Raw genomic sequence first — 15,585 nt, 5'->3', positions numbered from 1 at the left:
TGCTTATCCCGTATACTAAAGAGAGAGAACGTTACATACACCGGAGGGCATTATGCTGAAGCAAAAAAGAATCAGGGATTATCATGTACAAGTTGGAGAAATGGGAACAGGACCACGAAATATGATCACGGATGTGGAAGGAGTTACTGTCGGACATGTCACGTTGAGTGATGGTGATGTCCAGACCGGGGTGACAGCCGTCCTCCCTCATCAGGGAAATCTTTTTCAGGAAAAAGTCATCGCCTCCTCCCACGTCATTAACGGATTCGGAAAAACGATGGGCACTATTCAGTTAAATGAACTTGGCACGATTGAAACTCCAATCGTTTTGACCAACACGTTAAGTGTAGGGACAGCAGCAGAAGCATTAATAGAAGAAATGCTGGATCAAAACCCGGAAATCGGAAGGACGACAGGGACCGTGAATCCGATTGTCGGTGAATGCAATGACATGTTTTTAAATGATATACGCAAGCGTGCGGTTCAGAAAGAGCATGTCATAGAGGCGCTTCGGAACACTACTGTGGACGTTAAAGAAGGATCGGTCGGTAGTGGTCGGGGGATGCTTTGTTATGGATTGAAGGGCGGGTTTGGCACTGCATCAAGGGTGATGGAGCTTGAGCATGGGACATATACGATCGGCGTCCTTGTCGTAGCGAACTTCGGTAACCTTGCGGATCTGACCATTAACAGTAAAAAAGTTGGCCGAACGCTCGTTGAACGGTTAAGCAATCATGAAGATGAAAAAGATAAAGGATCAATCATGATCGTTGTCGCGACGGATCTTCCTGTTTCTGAACGACAATTGAACCGCATTCTCAAAAGGACGGTGACAGGACTTGCAAGAACAGGATCGATTGTCTCGAATGGAAGCGGTGATGTGGTGATTGGTTTTTCCACTGCCACGCGAATTCCACATGAAAAGCCTGCATCTCCCCTAACCGTCCAGACGATTCACGAGGAAGATATGGATTCTGCGTTTCGAGCAGTAGGTGAAGCGACCGAGGAAGCTGTCTTGAACGTCCTTGCAACCGCTGAACATGTTACAGGACGCGACGGAAATGAACGACCCGCTTTTAAGGACTTGATTGAGGAATTTGATATTGAGCTGGTTTGAAATTGAAAAAAGAGCCTGAATTTCAGGCTCTTCCACTACCACATCCAGAAAAAACCGACTGTAAACATGAATAACAGTGCGAGTACTTGCAAGATCACGCTAATGATGCTCAGTACGAATCCAGCTTTCGCGATCCCTCTACCACCTTGACCGGTTTCCTCTATTTGATTCATGCCTCTTTTTGATACGATGATACCGATAATGCCAAGTATGATGCCGAACATCGGAACCGTAAACGAAAGAATACTTAAAACCAAACCAATAATCGCATTGCTGTTCGTATCCATCTTCTTCCCCCTTTATCCCCATATTTAGAGGTATATAAGTTGTTTGCGTTTATTATGAAGATTAAAAATCCCTTTATATTCACCCCAAAAGTCTTTCATCACCCTGATGAAAAACGCCTCCATATAAAAAGCAAGTAATCACTGATGAATTACTTGCTGTCTTTTAACCTTTTTATCCCATGATGTTGTATCCGGAATCGACGTAGACGATTTCGCCAGTCACTCCTCTTGAAAGGTTACTCAAAATCGCGAGCGTCATGTCTCCCACTTCTTCCTGAGTGACATTTCTGCGGAGAGGAGCGGTTTCTTCAATTTTATGAAGAATTTCATTGAAGGACGGAACCCCTTTAGCTGCTAACGTACGGACTGCCCCAGCTGAGATCGCATTAACGCGGATGTTCTGCTTCCCTAGATCAGAAGCGAGATAGCGGACTGTCGCTTCAAGAGATGCTTTCGCGACGCCCATCACGTTATAACCGTCGACAACTCGCTCTGCACCGAGATAACTCATTGCAACAATCGAGCCGCCTTCAGTCATATAAGGGCTCGCTGCTCTTGCGACGGCAACTAACGAATAAGCACTCGTATCCTGCGCAAACGCATAACCGCTTCGACTTGTTTCAATGAACTTTCCTTTCAGGTCATCAGAATGCGCAAATGCGATAGAATGGCAGACCCCGTGGATGGTTCCCACTGTTTCACCGATTTTTGAAAATGCTGCTTGAATGCTTTCGTCTTCATTCACGTCACATTGGATCGACAGCTTCGCTTCAAAGTCATGCTCTGTTAAAAGCTCTTCCAGCTTTTTAAGTGAACGTTCCTTCCGATATGTAAAGATCAAGTTCGCTCCTGCCTGGTAGAGGGACTTCGCTACTCCCCACGCAAGGCTACGCTTATTTGCTACACCCATGATGACAATATTCTTACCTTTCAGCTTCAACAAATCTTCCATGATGACCTCCAATTTATTACCTGCTTATAGCACCTGTTGTCAACGCCTATTATAGCACAAACCGCTCAACAGCAATATGTAAAAAAGTGTATAATAATTGAAAGGAGTGATCTGAAATGAAAACTGTTCATGAAAAAGCCAAACATGTTCTACTAGAATTGAAAGAGCCATATAAAATTGGTACGGCTGTGAAAGAATTTGAGCGCGATCGGGAAAAATGGCTCCATAACGAACAGTCTTATCTTCGGATCATTAAAAAATTAATCCAGGATTGTCGTTAAGACGACAAAGTTAACGATGGAAACGATGACGAGACCAACAATCAAGCTGAGCAGGAACGTCCTCAATGTATAGCCTTTCTTGATTTTATTTCGGTCAACTTTTCGGTTGTGGACAAACGTTGTCACATTGATGAGCACCATCAACCCCAGCAAGAAATAGAACATATACGGGAACAGATTCGCGACATCCGCATACATTTCATCATCATAGAGGAAGATGGAATTGGATAGGAATACAGCCCCAAGAAACAACTGCATGATGGCATTTGTCCTTCTCTGCTTCCTCCATTCAGCACCCATTCGTTCCTTTTCATACGTCATCAACTCGTTCATTTTTTTCGAAAAAACCTCGCTGAACGATTTACCTTTAACAAAATAAAGAGCACTCTGTATCAATGTAAGGATGGCGACAACAAAAGTGAATTCGGCCAACGTAACGTCTAAAGCGATCGCAACGATCACCGCTGAAAACACAACAATCACAGATGCATTCAAAATGAGAAACTGCGTCCTCCGCAAGTCAATCAAACGTTCATTTTCCATTTCCATTCCTCGTTTCTTTCTATTACGTTTTAAGATTAAAAAGGTACACCTTCATATCTCGCCTCAGCTTCCCAATCGCGTGTAATGATGAATTCTCCACCTTTTCGAGCGATGGTCAGTTGACCTTTTCTCTTAACATAATCGGTGTTCTTTTCATCGTAAAACTTTATCTCTAACGTATACGCATACTTTTCTGCTCCATCTTCATCCTCACCTGTTTTTTCAAGATAGACCGTTTCCAAGCCTACGTTTTTTCCTGTCTTCTCAACAACCGGAAGAATCCTTCCATAGAACCTGTTCGCCCTGAGTTTTTTATAAACATCTTCCGAAAGATACCCTTTGAATCGTTCCGCTAGCTCAGAATCGTCAGGGATCTCTTTAGCATCAATGGTATATTGTACTCCTTTATATTCCTTTATGAATGCTTTTACATCGTCTTTATCAATTGCTTCGTCCTTTTGATTCTCATTCGTGCATGCGATCAGTCCTACAATCATAACAGAAAATAAAACGAAAAAACGTTTCATGCTCTTCACTCCCTAATTTACTTACGGGTTAACCGAAAAGAAAGTTTCATCATTAAACACAAAAAAGCTTGAGGATCCATTACCTCAAGCTTTACGTCACTCTTTTTTATACAATTGTAAGGACTTGTTTAACGGTTTCCGCTGAGCGGTCGAGTGCTTCTTTTTCTTCTTCCGTCAATGGTAGCTCAATGACGCTTTCGATGCCGTTCCCACCAAGCACAGTCGGTACGCCAAGGTAGATATCTTCATAGCCGTATTCACCTTCAAGGTACGCGATAGATGGCAGGATTCGCTTCTTATCCTTCACGATCGCTTCGACCATCTGAACGATGGATGCTGCTGGTGCATAATACGCACTTCCTTGACCGAGCAGGTTGACGATCTCACCGCCGCCTTTACGGGTACGTTCAACGATCGCATCGATTTTGTCTTGTGGTAACAGCTTTTCAAGTGGTATGCCACCCGCATAGGAATAACGAACAAGCGGTACCATGCTGTCGCCGTGACCTCCAAGTACGAATCCGGAAACATCCTCGACTGATACGCCGAGCTCTTGGGCAACGAACGTATTGAATCGAGCTGTATCCAGGACACCTGACTGACCGATGACCCGGTTCTTCGGGAAGCCGGTCGTCTTATAGCAAACGTACGTCATCGCATCAACTGGATTACTTAGGACAAGGATGTAGCTGTCCGGTGCATAACGGACGATGTTCTTCGAAACGTCCTCCATGATCTTCCCGTTCGTGGCAACGAGATCATCACGGCTCATACCTGGTTTACGTGGAATACCTGCTGTGATGACGACAAGGTCGGCACCCTCGATATCCCTGTAATCAGATGTCCCTGTAATGTTGGAATCGAATCCTTGTACCGGGCTCGCTTCCAACATGTCCAACGCTTTCCCCTTCGTCGGGTTCTCCATGGAAGGAATGTCCACTAAGACGACATCGCCGAGTTCTTTTTGCGCAATCATGAGGGCTGTAGTCGTGCCTGTGAATCCAGCACCGACAACTGCGATTTTTCTTCGTTTGAATGCCATGATGTAACCTCCATTCCCAAGTGTTTAGTCAGTATGAAAGCTTTATGTCGTCTTGCTTGTTTCTTTTTCCTCTTGCTTTGTCTCTTCCTTCGCCTTCGGTTCTTCAGTAGTCTTTTTCGCTCCCGCTGATTTACCTCGGCCGGATGACTTCGCTTTCGGTTTCTCCGGTTCCGTTTTAGCGGACTTCGGCTCCTCTATCTTTTCTTCCTTCTTCGTCAATACTTCACGCGTCGCTTCATCCGGATGAGGGATGACATAGTGGGCGACAAGCTCTCCAACACGGTCCGCTGCTTCCTTGCCGGCTTCGACCGCTGCCTGGACAGCACTGACGTCACCTTCTACGAATACGGTAACCAATGCAGCATCGACCTTTTCCTGGTTGACGAGTCTGACGTTGGCGACCTTCACCATAACGTCTGCTGCTTCAATCGATCCAATAAGGCCTCTCGTTTCAATCATGCCTAATGCTTTAGCCATTTCCTTCACCTCTTTCTACCTCTACGGCGTCTACGATCCCGATAATGATCGCATCAATCGGTAATGGATGGTGGTCCTCCACATTTGAAGATGAGCTTCCTCTCGTCACCATCACTTTGTCGCCTACACCTGCTCCGATCCGGTCGACAGCGACAAGCTTGGCTTGATCAGAAGCGTCTGGTTGAACAACGAGGAATTTCAAGCCTGTAAGACCGTCTTCCTTTCTCGTCGCCCAAACATTGCCGACTACTTCACCTAATATCATGGACCGCCCTCCTCATGACTCTATTGTTATGATTTCTATATTTCGTTCTCTTGCCGTATCTCTCGCTAAAGGAGTAACGATTGTCTGATCGGATATATGGATTTCATGTTCATTCCATTTCTCAAGCATGGTCTGTGTTAGTAATTTTTCATCAAAATAGGGACCGTGCTTTCCGCCATTCGTTTGTGTTGAATGGACCTCAGGCTTAATCGTACTTGTTTCATTTGTAAAAGATACGCCAAAGGATTGGAGCTTTTCATAATGCTCATAAAGCATCCTTGCATATGGACTCACGTGCTCTTTCGAACCTGTCAGCATCCATTCGAGCTCCTGTGACAGTACAAAACGGACATCGACTTCAGCGAGCATCAATTTTGAAAAAAGTGCACTCTCCTCTGTATCCGTGAGGCCGATCGCTCCCTTTACGAGTAGGTCTTGTCCAACCTCGACAAAAACGGCATCCTTCACACCGGCAGGAATCTCTTCCGTTGGCTGGAAACAAATGGTATGCCAATGCTCGTTCAACATTTCATGCACGTCATCCTCTGAGTCAGTCGCCGAAACGACGAGCAAGGATGGTTTCCCATCCCCACTTCGAAATCCGTTCCGGTCAAGCACCTCCAGGACAATTTGTTCAATAAGCTGTTTATCAAGCATCGGCTTGTCCTGCCTTCAGTAATTTGCCTTTCGCTCCAGATCTCACCGCGCAGGCATTTGCTTCATCCGTATCGATGTGCATTTCAAGCTTGTACCGTGATGAAACCCGGATCAGTACCTTCTCAAACTGAATTGGACGTGCTTCGTGTTCAATGCGAACCTTCACGAACTCTCCGTCTTGGACGTTATACGCTTCAGCATCTTCTTCTGCCATATGGATGTGTGCCTGAGCGATGATCAATCCTTCTTTCAAATAGATGCTGCCCTTAGGCCCGACCAATGTGACAGGAGAAGAACCGTAGATATTCCCGGACTCCCGGATCGGCGGCTTCAGACCGAGCTTGAACCCATCTGTCTGGCTCACTTCGACCTGGGACGCCTTCCGTAATGGACCGAGGATCCGGACCTTCTCAATGCTCCCTTTCGGACCGACGATTGTTATCGTTTCATTGGCAGCGAACTGCCCGGGTTGGGACAAGTCCGCTTTTTTCGTCAGTTCATAGCCTGGTCCGAATAACGTTTCCAATGCCTCTTGATCCAAATGGCAATGACGTGCGGAAACACCAATCGGAATTCCTTCTGTCACGTCATTTTTATTCAGTTGTGCAATGACTTCATTTACGATCTGATCTAAACTCTGTCGATCCATCTCTGTGACCTCACTTTCCGTTTATCAAAACTGCTGATAACGTTCGGCAAGTGGGCTTACGATTGGAGCGCTTCGACTTTTGGAAGGATGCTGTCCAATTCGTTGTGTGGACGTGGGATAACGTGTACAGAAAGAAGCTCGCCGACACGTTGTGCTGCTGCACTTCCAGATTCAGTCGCTGCCTTAACTGCACCTACATCACCGCTTACAAGAATCGTAACGATACCGCCACCAACATGTACTTTTCCAACAAGATTGACGTTCGCTGCCTTCACCATTGCGTCTGCTGCCTCTACTGATGCTACCAAACCTTTTGTCTCGATCATTCCTAATGCTCCGTTAAGTGCCATTTAAAATTCCTCCTCAGATTTTTTGTTATTGGTATTGTTTTACTACTTTATCTACAATGGAAGATACCGCTTTCGCATCGACCTTCCTCGTATCCACGTTTTTCAAAACTTGCTCGACGATTTTTTCCAAGTCATTCGATTGTTTTGTTGATGACTCAGATCGTTCTGGTAAAACCCGTTTGGACGGTTTCGGGATGCTCACTTCTTTAATCCCGTATGCCAACCGCTTGATGTTCAACAGATGGCGGGCCGTAATGTTGTCCGATGTAATGTTGCCACCGAACGAACCACACCCAAGCGTGAGTGATGGCTTCAATCCAGTCGTTCCGCCGACTGCTCCGATACTGGAAAGTGTGTTCACGACGAGACGAGAAACCGGCATTTCCTTACCGAACATGTCTGCGATGCGTTGGTCGGAAGTGTGTAACGATAACGTATGACCTCTCCCGCCTAGATTCAATAGCGCTAGACACGTCTGCTTCGCTTCCTCTTCCCCTTTGACGGTGTAAAGGGGGAAGAGCGGGGAAAGCTTTTCAATCGAGAACGGGATCTCTTTTCCGATCTGATCTTCTTCAGCAATCAATACCCTCGTGTCACCAGGGACATCAATTCCAGCCATCTCAGCGATTTTCACAGCCGGTCTTCCAACGATCTTCGGATTCAACTTCCCTTTTGTCGGAGAGATGACCTTTTCCATCTTCCTCTTCTCTTCTTCATTAAGGAAGTACGCACCATTATTCTTCAATTCCCGAATCGTCATCTCTTTAATATTCTGATCAACGACGATTGCCTGCTCGGTCGCACAAATCGTTCCGTTATCGAACGTCTTGCTGTCGATGAGCATTTGGCATGCTTTCTTGACGTTACATGATTTCTCGAGATAGACCGGCACGTTCCCAGGTCCGACGCCATAGGCTGGCTTCCCTGAGCTGTAGGCAGCTTTTACAAGTCCGCCTCCACCCGTCGCCAGGATCAAGTTGACGTCTCGGTGCTTCATCAGTTCGGTTGTTGCCGGCATCGATGGCTTTGAGATCCAGCCGATGATGCCATCCGGTGCGCCCGCCTCCTTCGCGGCTTCGTTACACACCTTCAATGCTTCAACGGTACACTCGACCGCTGAAGGATGCGGGCTGACAACGATCCCGTTACGGGACTTCAATGCGATCAACGTTTTAAAGAATGCCGTCGATGTCGGGTTTGTCGTCGGGATGATCGCAGCGACAACACCGAATGGAGAGGCGTATTCGGTCACCTTCAACTGTTTGTCTTCACCAATCGCTCCGACAGTCTTTTCATCCTTGATCGATTCGTAAACATCTCTCGAACCGACCTGGTTTTTGATCACTTTATGCTCGACCACACCCATGCCGGTTTCAGCAACCGCCATTTCAGCGAGTCGTTCTGACGCTTTATAAGCTGCATCAGCGACTTTTTCAACGATATGGTCGACCTGCTCTTGTGTGAACGATTCGAATTTCTGTTGTGCTTCTTTTGCTCGTTGGACTGCATCTCGCATCTCTTGGATCGATTGCAGGTCACGATCGTATTCCATCTGTACACTCTCCTTTCATATGGACTCAGTATCGTGTTGGCGCTTTTGCCACTTCCAGTACAGCTTCACGGAAAGCGTCTGCAGCAGCCTGACAAGATGACTGTGAGCCTGTCAACAATCCTCCGCCGAAGTTTGTTTCGGTCGGTGGGCCATAAAAGGCGGCTAGTTCCACATCCGAGGCTTTAATCGCTGCATCAAGCGCGTAAGCCGCTTCCAACGGTGGTGCGATGAGATAGGCGAGTGCTTCGCCAGGCTCAATCCCTGCTTCCTTTGATAAAAACGTTCCTGTCCGCGAAACGACATGCGCATATAAGCTGTGTGTCTTTTCAGGGTTGATCGCTTCAAAGTAGGCTTCACTTTCGACGACCTGTTCGACAGCCCGTAAACCACTTATCACCTCATCAGGACTCGGTCCCGATAAGATTCCGATGAACTCCCCTGACAAAGGACCGGATGCATGGTTCGCACCAGCGTAAAAGCTTTGCGCATAAGCGACCTCAACATCAGCACGCTTCGTTGCTTCGTCAAGCGCTGTCGTTCCAACATCGTCCATATCGATCGTGAACATCGCAAGGCTCCGGTGGCTTTCTTTGATGTTTAGCTGTTTGGCAAGCATCGGATCAACATTCGGTATGATACGACTGGCGAGTATTTCAGCATAAATCGGCTCTAACCTCATCTGTTTCCCTCCTAAGCTTCCTTATTCACAAGTGCAACGCCGCTCGCTTCATATTTCAGGATTTTTTCAATAACAGTTCCGAGATACGCTCCTGCCTCGATCGGTGGAATTCCGCCAGAGTGGATATTGGAGATTACCATTCGCTCCGACTCGATCGTCTCGAGGTTCGGTTTGTAGCAAAGGTACGCACTGAGCGATTCAGCACTTACAAGACCTGGTCTTTCCCCGACGAGGAGGACCGCCACTTCCGGCTGCAGCTGTTCACCGACATCATCCATGACAGCGACCCTACCTTTTTCAATGAAAAACGGTGTTCCGACTTCAAGCCCCAAGCTTTTCAACGATTGCATCAACGAGAGATAGACATCCTCGAGGTTTTCATCGATCGCTTTCGAGCTGAGCCCGTCTGAGACGATGACCTGAACCTGCGGGGCATGCTGGCATTTTTCCTTGATCTCTTTCTTCGCTTCATCCGACAGCCTTCTACCGTAATCCGGACGGCGGATATAGGTTTCTTTGTCGGTCACTTTCGTGTTCACCTTAAAAAGATCAAGTGCCTTTAGCAAGCTGTTGTCGACTTCGCCATATACCGCATCGACTGCAGCTGCGTGATCATATCGGAAATTCAACCATGTATTCGTTTTCGGTCTGACGCCGGCACGTCCGACACCGATCCGGGCTGGTGTCTTGCTTTGCAGCTCCTTTAAGTCCCTTGAGACTTCTTCTGTGTCAGGCTTTTTTTCCTTCACCTGTTTCGTCTGAATGTGTGACGTTACCGGCTTCTTTTTAGCGGGTTTTCTTTGATCAGTCGGAAAGGAGGAGAACTTCGCCTTCCCTTCCACTTCCTTATGTGAGGAGACCGTTTCGATCTGGCGGATATCCGGTTTGGACGTCGTATGGTTCCAGATCTTCACTTCTTCGGTTTCCGTTGTCGCTGCAGTTTGTTGCTCCTGCATTTTCGAAAGGACGAGCTTCGTCACTTTTTCAATCATTTGTGAATCCATATCGGCACCTCCTATCGGGTAAAGATTGTCGGGTCACCTGCTAACCGCGTCAGTTTCCCGTTTTCTAAAATGCCCATGTTTTCAAGCCATGCCTCGAATGGCGGGGATGGACGTTTATTGAATGTTTCTCGGAGTGTCGCGACGTCATGGTAGCTCATCGACTGATAGTTCAACATACAGTCATCCCCCATCGGTGTCGCGATGATGAAGTTCACCCCAGCTGTCGTCAAGAGGACACCAAGGTCTTCTATATCATTCTGGTCCGCTTTCGTATGGTTCGTGTAACAGATGTCCACGCCCATCGGGATGAGGTGCATCTTGCCCATGAAATGATCCTCGAGTCCTGCACGGATGACCTGCTTGTTGTTGTACAAGTATTCAGGTCCGATGAACCCGACGACCGTGTTGACGATGAACGGATCATAGTACCGGGCAAAACCGTAGTTTCTCGCTTCAAGTGTCATCTGATCGATATCATGATGCGCTTCAGCCGAAAGCTCTGACCCTTGGCCTGTCTCGAAGTACAGCCTCTGAGGTCCAGTTCCGGTACCCTGGACCTTCGCAAGTTCATTTGCCTCCTCCAGGAGCTTCGCATCGATGCCGAAGGAACGGTTCGCCGTTTCTGTACCTGCGATACTTTGGAAAATCATATCCGCAGGTGCCCCTTGCTTGATCGCTTTCATTTGAGCGGTCACGTGAGCGAGCACGCAATTTTGAGTCGGGATCTTCCATTCCTTGATGAAATCATGAGTCGCATGAAGAAGTCTCTTCACACTTTCAACCGACTCCTCGACTGGATTGATTCCGATGACCGCATCCCCGATTCCGTAGGATAAACCTTCCTTCAAGGAAGCGATCATCCCATCGACATTATCTGTCGGGTGGTTCGGTTGCAGCCGCGAGGAAAGCACACCCTTTTGCCCAATTGGGATGTTGCATTTCGTCAGCACTTCCAGCTTGTTCGCCGCGTGGACAAGGTCGAGATTGGACATGAGCTTCGCAACGGCGGCTATCATTTCACTCGTCAACCCGCGACTGATCCGCTTCAGGTCCTCCCCCGTCGTTTCACTGGCAAGGATGTATTCTCTCAGCTCCGCAACCGACCAATTTTTGATGGAAGTATAAATTCTTTCATTGATTTGCGATTCAATGATTCGTGATACTTCATCTTCCTCTGGTGAAAGCAGTGGATTGTTGCGGATCTCTCCCAGTGTCAGTTCACTGAGGATTTCCTTTGCGGCGATTCGTTCCTGGACACTTTCCGCTGCAATCCCAGCAAGTCTGTCTCCTGATTTTTCTTCATTCGCTTTCGCAAAAAGACTTTTCAACGAGGAGAACTGATATGTATTTCCTAAATGCGTTGTAGATAGTTTCATCTGTCTGCCTCCTTTCCGTTAGTGGAACGTCAGGGTCTTGATGACGACCGGTACGACTCCTGACTGAAGAATGTTGCCGATATCGAGGTAATCCCCATGTTCGATATTGATCTGATCGATGCATACCGCCTGTTGATCCGGATTAATCGTCCTCAGCGTCTGTCCGAGTGACTTTGCCAGATCCCGCTCCAGCACGACGAAGAGCGGCTGCTGTTTCGGTTTCTGTTGAACCGCTTCCAAAAGGGCTTGCGCCAACTTTTGCATATCTTTGAATCCTAAAAGCGGCAGCTCCGTCAAGTAAAGTGCGAAATTCTGCCCCTCATGCTTCGGGTCGTAAATGTCGATTCCATCCGCTACCTGCTGTGAGAGCGTTTCCAAAATGGCGTGAAGATCACCCTCAAAGGAAACACGATAGACGGGCAGGTTCTTGATCGGAAGCGTTTGATCATCGACCTGGATGGTCGCACCGCTGATTTCTGTCGATTGAGTCCCTGCACCGAGTACCGTCGCACGGACGGTTTCATCGGGCTCTGCCCATTCCCAGGACGCAAGGTCCTTTGATTCTTTTAAGGACTCGGCAAGAAGAACGCCGATGTCATCGTACATATCGGTTTTGTCACAGTTCTCCGGGTGATAGATGCATTCAGATACGCCTCCCGAGAACATGATGATGTCGATGTCCTCCTCCCAGCCCGGTTGATGACCGAGAAGCAGGGGCTCGTATGGTGCGATGTCGCGCTTCAGCATGTTCGCGATCGTTTTTGCCATATAATCGGTGATTACCTTTAGCGCTGCTTCATTCATTGGTGCTTCCAATTCAAGGTCGACACCTTGGCGATCGGCTATCTTTTTCACCGCTGGCGCCATATATGAGATCTTTCCATCCTTGAATTCAATCAGTTTTCCACCGATATGGAGAGTACACGTTCCGAGCAATTTGCCATATTTATGGACCGCGACGTTCGCTGTTCCACCACCGATATCGATGTTTGCAATCACCTTATTCGTCCTTTTCGAACGCGCATGTGCGCCTGAACCTCTTGAGGCAATGATGCTTTCAAGGTCCGGGCCTGCCGTCGCGACGAGGAACTCTCCAGCATGGTCAGACAGGTGATTGATCATTTCTTCAGCGTTCGTCTTCGTCGCTGTTTCGCCCGTAATGATGACCGCTCCTGTCTGGATGTCATCGACCTGAACATTCGCTTCCCTGTATTGGTCGAGAACGAGCCGTTCAACTGCATCCATGTCGATTTCGTTTCCCGATTTCAGTGGCGTACGGAATATCGGACTTTGATGAATAACTTCTGTATCTGTTATTTCAATACGAGGCATATGGGTGCTCCCAGCGGTATTACGGAGCGTGAATCTGCTGATGACGAGCTTCGTCGTACTCGTACCGATATCAATGCCCGCACTCATGATCTCCTCCGTCTTCCCATGGCTCATCCCAATCGCCTCCTTTTCCGTTTCAAATGTTTGTTTTCGTACTCTCAATAACGAAAAAAGGCACCTCATACGATCTATCCGCTTAGGATAGATGTACAAGGCGCCTTTGCCTGACTATTCTTTTTATTACGTCTACTCAAATCGTAACGGAAAATCCCCTATTTGTAAAGGGTTTCATTGAAGAGGAGCTCATCTGACGCTTGGTCTTTGGCGTATGCTTCCATTTCCTCCAGCTTGTTGAAGCCGACAAGGTCACGGATGTACGCAAGCCCTTCTCCATTTTGAGCCGACGTGATGACGATCGGTCCTTTCGGAATCACCTTCCGAAGCTGCTTGACGGCTCGTTCTACGTCAGCTTTTTCAGAGTCCGCCTTCGTTACGACGCCGATCGGCAGCTTGTTCAGTCCCGTGCTGAACCCTGGTGGAAAGATCGTCTTTTTCTTCGTTGCATCCTGAATGAACAACACATGCGTCACTTCAAGTGATGTGGCCATGATGTTCTTGTAATACATCGGGTTTTCCGTGTATTCACCTGGTGTATCCACGATCCAGTCATTATAGACGAGCGCCTGGGTTTTCACCGCCTGTTTTTCTTCGCCAAGCAGCGCTTTCGTCAACGTCGACTTCCCAGCTCCAATCGACCCAAGGAGCATTCCGCGGTTTTTCTTTTTCTTCATACCAATGACACTCCTTCCATCAAGTGGTCAACTAGGATTTCGTAATTTGACTAGGGGTGTAGCCGAGCGTTTCAGATAGGAAACGGTTGACCTCTTGCATGGCCATGTCGACCTCTGAAACACTCCCCAATAACACAAGACTTCCGGTAAAACGGTCCAAAAATCCGATGCTTACATGAGCTGCCTTCGTTGCATAATCCCCTGCGATGATTGCTGTTTCACTCGGTGTCAATGTGAGGATACCGAGCGCACCCGACTCTTCGATCCCAAGCTTTTCAAACATATCCGCATCCGGGTTGGCAATCAGGTGGCTCAATGTAATCTGTTTTCCCGGGACAAACTCCTGGATGAACCGCTTCTTTTCTTCATTCATGTTATTTCGCCTCCGATGCTGCTGCGACTTCCTTTTCTCCTAATCCTTCTTTCTCCAAATATTCGTCTTCACCAATGATACCTTGTTGACGATCGATTCGCTCAAGCTCACGCGCTTTCGGTACGGAAATCCAGTACGCGACACCGATTGCAATGATACCTGCAGAGAGTTTACCGATGATGATCGGCAGGATCAGCGTCGGCTGGAAGTTCGCTGTAAAGGACAAGTGGTCTCCTAGCAAGAACGCCGCACATACACCGAATGAAATGTTGATGACCTTATCCTTCGGTGGCATGGAACGGATCAATTTGAACATTGCAAGGATATTTGCGATCGTTGCGACAAGTCCAGCACTACCAACTGCACTCAAGCCTAGCTTCTTACCCATTTTCTCTAGTGGCTTAGCTGCAAATTTACGTAACAGGTACACCATCGGGAACGCACCGGCAAGCATGATTCCGATATACCCGGCTGTCTCCAACGCCCGGAACTGATCGTCCGCATCGGCCATGATTGGATCGAAGCCCCAACCACCAAATACAGTCGAGAACACTCCTGTGAAAATTTCAACGATCGAGAACACAAGCACGAGCTTGATCCCCGCATCCAAAATCCTTCCGAACCACATGAATCCTTTGATCATCAGATCCGGCAGGAAATAAAGACCGACCGCGATCGCGACGACGAAAATTAAGAGTGGAGTCAGATTCGCAAAGATTTTCAAATAACTGATTGCAAATTCATACGTTGATTCTGTGTTTGTAGAGATGACGTCTCTTACCTTGGCATTCGACACAGTGATGATGATACTGGAGATGAATACCCCGATCGGAATCGTCAATACACCAGACATGATCCCAAGTGCCATGTATTTATGGTCACGCTGATCAAGCATTGCTAGACCCATCGGAATTGAGAAGACGATGGTCGCCCCTGCCATGAACCCGACGATGAGCGCCATGATCCAGCCTTCATACGATTGCTGAAGTGCTTCTGCGAGCTGATAGCCACCCATGTCCGATGCCAGGATTGCTGTTGCTGCGATAGCTGGGTCCGCTCCGATTTTTTCGAAAAATGGACCGACGAACTTGTCGATCATCCAGGATAGATATGGGATCGAAGCCATGATACCAGCGGCTGGTACGAAAATATGGCCGATCGCATGAACCCCTTCCATGAACTGTCCGCCGATTCCATCCTCACTGTTCTTGATGGAGGCGATTGCACCGGCGACGGCACAAATCATGATGATATAAATGACGATATTTCCTATTAGAACCATTCCATTTCCCCGCTTCCCTTTTCATTTTTTTACACCTAAAAAAGACAAA

General features: G+C 47.7%; 20 protein-coding genes. 2 read left to right on the top strand and 18 right to left on the bottom strand.

The genetic code is table 11. The annotated features are described in order from the left end of the window. Positions 1-52 precede the first annotated feature (52 nt). On the top strand, positions 53-1,117 hold the full coding sequence (locus V1497_RS05705; RefSeq protein WP_349410012.1) for a P1 family peptidase: 1,065 nt from the start codon (positions 53-55) through the stop codon (positions 1,115-1,117). A 35-nt stretch (positions 1,118-1,152) separates the two neighbouring features. On the opposite strand, the gene V1497_RS05700 is transcribed toward V1497_RS05705, so the two are convergent. Then, on the bottom strand, positions 1,153-1,404 hold the full coding sequence (locus V1497_RS05700) for a DUF4190 domain-containing protein (RefSeq protein ID WP_349410011.1): 252 nt from the start codon (positions 1,402-1,404) through the stop codon (positions 1,153-1,155). A 172-nt stretch (positions 1,405-1,576) separates the two neighbouring features. Beyond that, positions 1,577-2,356: an enoyl-ACP reductase FabI gene (gene fabI, locus V1497_RS05695; RefSeq protein ID WP_349410010.1), complete on the bottom strand. Its 780-nt coding sequence runs from the start codon at positions 2,354-2,356 to the stop codon at positions 1,577-1,579. 116 nt (positions 2,357-2,472) lie between these two features. Between fabI and V1497_RS05690 the strand changes: the two genes are divergently transcribed. Beyond that, on the top strand, positions 2,473-2,637 hold the full coding sequence (locus V1497_RS05690) for a hypothetical protein (RefSeq protein ID WP_349410009.1): 165 nt from the start codon (positions 2,473-2,475) through the stop codon (positions 2,635-2,637). Here V1497_RS05690 and V1497_RS05685 read toward each other — a convergent pair. From V1497_RS05685 to eutH, 16 genes are all read right to left on the bottom strand, one after another. After that, positions 2,617-3,180 carry a hypothetical protein gene (locus tag V1497_RS05685; protein ID WP_349410008.1) on the bottom strand — a complete coding sequence of 188 codons (564 nt, stop codon included), beginning with the start codon at positions 3,178-3,180 and terminating at the stop codon, positions 2,617-2,619. The genes V1497_RS05690 and V1497_RS05685 overlap by 21 nt on opposite strands. 35 nt (positions 3,181-3,215) lie before the next feature. Further along, entirely contained in the window at positions 3,216-3,707 is a 492-nt protein-coding gene (locus V1497_RS05680) for a hypothetical protein (RefSeq protein WP_349410007.1), read from the bottom strand. Positions 3,708-3,813: 106 nt separating this feature from the next. Then, positions 3,814-4,749, bottom strand: coding sequence for a malate dehydrogenase (mdh, locus tag V1497_RS05675; RefSeq protein WP_349410006.1), 936 nt, complete (start codon positions 4,747-4,749; stop codon positions 3,814-3,816). A gap of 42 nt (positions 4,750-4,791) precedes the next feature. Continuing rightward, a complete protein-coding gene (locus V1497_RS05670; RefSeq protein WP_349410005.1) occupies positions 4,792-5,226 on the bottom strand; it encodes a BMC domain-containing protein in 435 nt (144 codons plus the stop codon). Next, positions 5,219-5,491 carry a EutN/CcmL family microcompartment protein gene (locus V1497_RS05665; protein ID WP_349410004.1) on the bottom strand — a complete coding sequence of 91 codons (273 nt, stop codon included), beginning with the start codon at positions 5,489-5,491 and terminating at the stop codon, positions 5,219-5,221. The genes V1497_RS05670 and V1497_RS05665 overlap by 8 nt, the downstream gene beginning before the upstream one ends. 12 nt (positions 5,492-5,503) lie before the next feature. Beyond that, entirely contained in the window at positions 5,504-6,148 is a 645-nt protein-coding gene (locus V1497_RS05660) for a hypothetical protein (RefSeq protein ID WP_349410003.1), read from the bottom strand. Next, entirely contained in the window at positions 6,141-6,797 is a 657-nt protein-coding gene (gene pduL, locus V1497_RS05655; protein ID WP_349410002.1) for a phosphate propanoyltransferase, read from the bottom strand. The genes V1497_RS05660 and pduL overlap by 8 nt, the downstream gene beginning before the upstream one ends. 56 nt (positions 6,798-6,853) lie before the next feature. Next, on the bottom strand, positions 6,854-7,147 hold the full coding sequence (locus V1497_RS05650) for a BMC domain-containing protein (protein WP_349410001.1): 294 nt from the start codon (positions 7,145-7,147) through the stop codon (positions 6,854-6,856). 25 nt (positions 7,148-7,172) lie between these two features. Further along, on the bottom strand, positions 7,173-8,699 hold the full coding sequence (locus V1497_RS05645) for an aldehyde dehydrogenase family protein (protein WP_349410000.1): 1,527 nt from the start codon (positions 8,697-8,699) through the stop codon (positions 7,173-7,175). A 25-nt stretch (positions 8,700-8,724) separates the two neighbouring features. Then, positions 8,725-9,378 carry an ethanolamine utilization microcompartment protein EutL gene (gene eutL / locus V1497_RS05640; RefSeq protein ID WP_349409999.1) on the bottom strand — a complete coding sequence of 218 codons (654 nt, stop codon included), beginning with the start codon at positions 9,376-9,378 and terminating at the stop codon, positions 8,725-8,727. Positions 9,379-9,389: 11 nt separating this feature from the next. Further along, positions 9,390-10,382: an ethanolamine ammonia-lyase subunit EutC gene (eutC, locus tag V1497_RS05635; RefSeq protein ID WP_349409998.1), complete on the bottom strand. Its 993-nt coding sequence runs from the start codon at positions 10,380-10,382 to the stop codon at positions 9,390-9,392. An 11-nt stretch (positions 10,383-10,393) separates the two neighbouring features. Then, entirely contained in the window at positions 10,394-11,758 is a 1,365-nt protein-coding gene (locus V1497_RS05630; RefSeq protein ID WP_349409997.1) for an ethanolamine ammonia-lyase subunit EutB, read from the bottom strand. 18 nt (positions 11,759-11,776) lie between these two features. Continuing rightward, on the bottom strand, positions 11,777-13,204 hold the full coding sequence (locus V1497_RS05625; RefSeq protein ID WP_349409996.1) for an ethanolamine ammonia-lyase reactivating factor EutA: 1,428 nt from the start codon (positions 13,202-13,204) through the stop codon (positions 11,777-11,779). Between the two features lie 158 nt (positions 13,205-13,362). Further along, positions 13,363-13,881 carry a EutP/PduV family microcompartment system protein gene (locus V1497_RS05620; protein ID WP_349409995.1) on the bottom strand — a complete coding sequence of 173 codons (519 nt, stop codon included), beginning with the start codon at positions 13,879-13,881 and terminating at the stop codon, positions 13,363-13,365. Between the two features lie 31 nt (positions 13,882-13,912). Then, the gene (locus V1497_RS05615) at positions 13,913-14,254 is read right to left on the bottom strand and encodes a BMC domain-containing protein (RefSeq protein ID WP_349409994.1); all 342 of its coding nucleotides are present in this window, start codon (positions 14,252-14,254) and stop codon (positions 13,913-13,915) included. Position 14,255: 1 nt separating this feature from the next. After that, positions 14,256-15,536 carry an ethanolamine utilization protein EutH gene (gene eutH / locus V1497_RS05610; RefSeq protein WP_349409993.1) on the bottom strand — a complete coding sequence of 427 codons (1,281 nt, stop codon included), beginning with the start codon at positions 15,534-15,536 and terminating at the stop codon, positions 14,256-14,258. Between the last annotated feature and the right edge of the window lie 49 nt (positions 15,537-15,585).

The organism is Pseudalkalibacillus sp. SCS-8, from assembly GCF_040126055.1.
In the GTDB taxonomy this organism is placed as follows: Bacteria; Bacillota; Bacilli; order Bacillales; family Fictibacillaceae; genus Pseudalkalibacillus; species Pseudalkalibacillus nanhaiensis.
This window is presented reverse-complemented; position numbering and strand designations above follow the sequence as displayed.

Excerpts from the sequence above, each read along its gene's own strand:
- mdh (WP_349410006.1), bottom strand. The coding sequence starts at position 4,749 with ATGGCATTCAAACGAAGAAAAATCGCAGTTGTCGGTGCTGGATTCACA.
- V1497_RS05645 (WP_349410000.1), bottom strand. The coding sequence starts at position 8,699 with ATGGAATACGATCGTGACCTGCAATCGATCCAAGAGATGCGAGATGCA.
- fabI (WP_349410010.1), bottom strand. The coding sequence starts at position 2,356 with ATGGAAGATTTGTTGAAGCTGAAAGGTAAGAATATTGTCATCATGGGT.
- V1497_RS05680 (WP_349410007.1), bottom strand. The coding sequence starts at position 3,707 with ATGAAACGTTTTTTCGTTTTATTTTCTGTTATGATTGTAGGACTGATC.
- V1497_RS05685 (WP_349410008.1), bottom strand. The coding sequence starts at position 3,180 with ATGGAAAATGAACGTTTGATTGACTTGCGGAGGACGCAGTTTCTCATT.
- V1497_RS05660 (WP_349410003.1), bottom strand. The coding sequence starts at position 6,148 with ATGCTTGATAAACAGCTTATTGAACAAATTGTCCTGGAGGTGCTTGAC.
- V1497_RS05670 (WP_349410005.1), bottom strand. The coding sequence starts at position 5,226 with ATGGCTAAAGCATTAGGCATGATTGAAACGAGAGGCCTTATTGGATCG.
- V1497_RS05650 (WP_349410001.1), bottom strand. The coding sequence starts at position 7,147 with ATGGCACTTAACGGAGCATTAGGAATGATCGAGACAAAAGGTTTGGTA.
- eutL (WP_349409999.1), bottom strand. The coding sequence starts at position 9,378 with ATGAGGTTAGAGCCGATTTATGCTGAAATACTCGCCAGTCGTATCATA.
- eutC (WP_349409998.1), bottom strand. The coding sequence starts at position 10,382 with ATGGATTCACAAATGATTGAAAAAGTGACGAAGCTCGTCCTTTCGAAA.
- eutH (WP_349409993.1), bottom strand. The coding sequence starts at position 15,536 with ATGGTTCTAATAGGAAATATCGTCATTTATATCATCATGATTTGTGCC.
- V1497_RS05705 (WP_349410012.1), top strand. The coding sequence starts at position 53 with ATGCTGAAGCAAAAAAGAATCAGGGATTATCATGTACAAGTTGGAGAA.
- V1497_RS05620 (WP_349409995.1), bottom strand. The coding sequence starts at position 13,881 with ATGAAGAAAAAGAAAAACCGCGGAATGCTCCTTGGGTCGATTGGAGCT.
- pduL (WP_349410002.1), bottom strand. The coding sequence starts at position 6,797 with ATGGATCGACAGAGTTTAGATCAGATCGTAAATGAAGTCATTGCACAA.
- V1497_RS05700 (WP_349410011.1), bottom strand. The coding sequence starts at position 1,404 with ATGGATACGAACAGCAATGCGATTATTGGTTTGGTTTTAAGTATTCTT.
- V1497_RS05615 (WP_349409994.1), bottom strand. The coding sequence starts at position 14,254 with ATGAATGAAGAAAAGAAGCGGTTCATCCAGGAGTTTGTCCCGGGAAAA.
- V1497_RS05625 (WP_349409996.1), bottom strand. The coding sequence starts at position 13,204 with ATGAGCCATGGGAAGACGGAGGAGATCATGAGTGCGGGCATTGATATC.
- V1497_RS05665 (WP_349410004.1), bottom strand. The coding sequence starts at position 5,491 with ATGATATTAGGTGAAGTAGTCGGCAATGTTTGGGCGACGAGAAAGGAA.
- V1497_RS05630 (WP_349409997.1), bottom strand. The coding sequence starts at position 11,758 with ATGAAACTATCTACAACGCATTTAGGAAATACATATCAGTTCTCCTCG.
- V1497_RS05690 (WP_349410009.1), top strand. The coding sequence starts at position 2,473 with ATGAAAACTGTTCATGAAAAAGCCAAACATGTTCTACTAGAATTGAAA.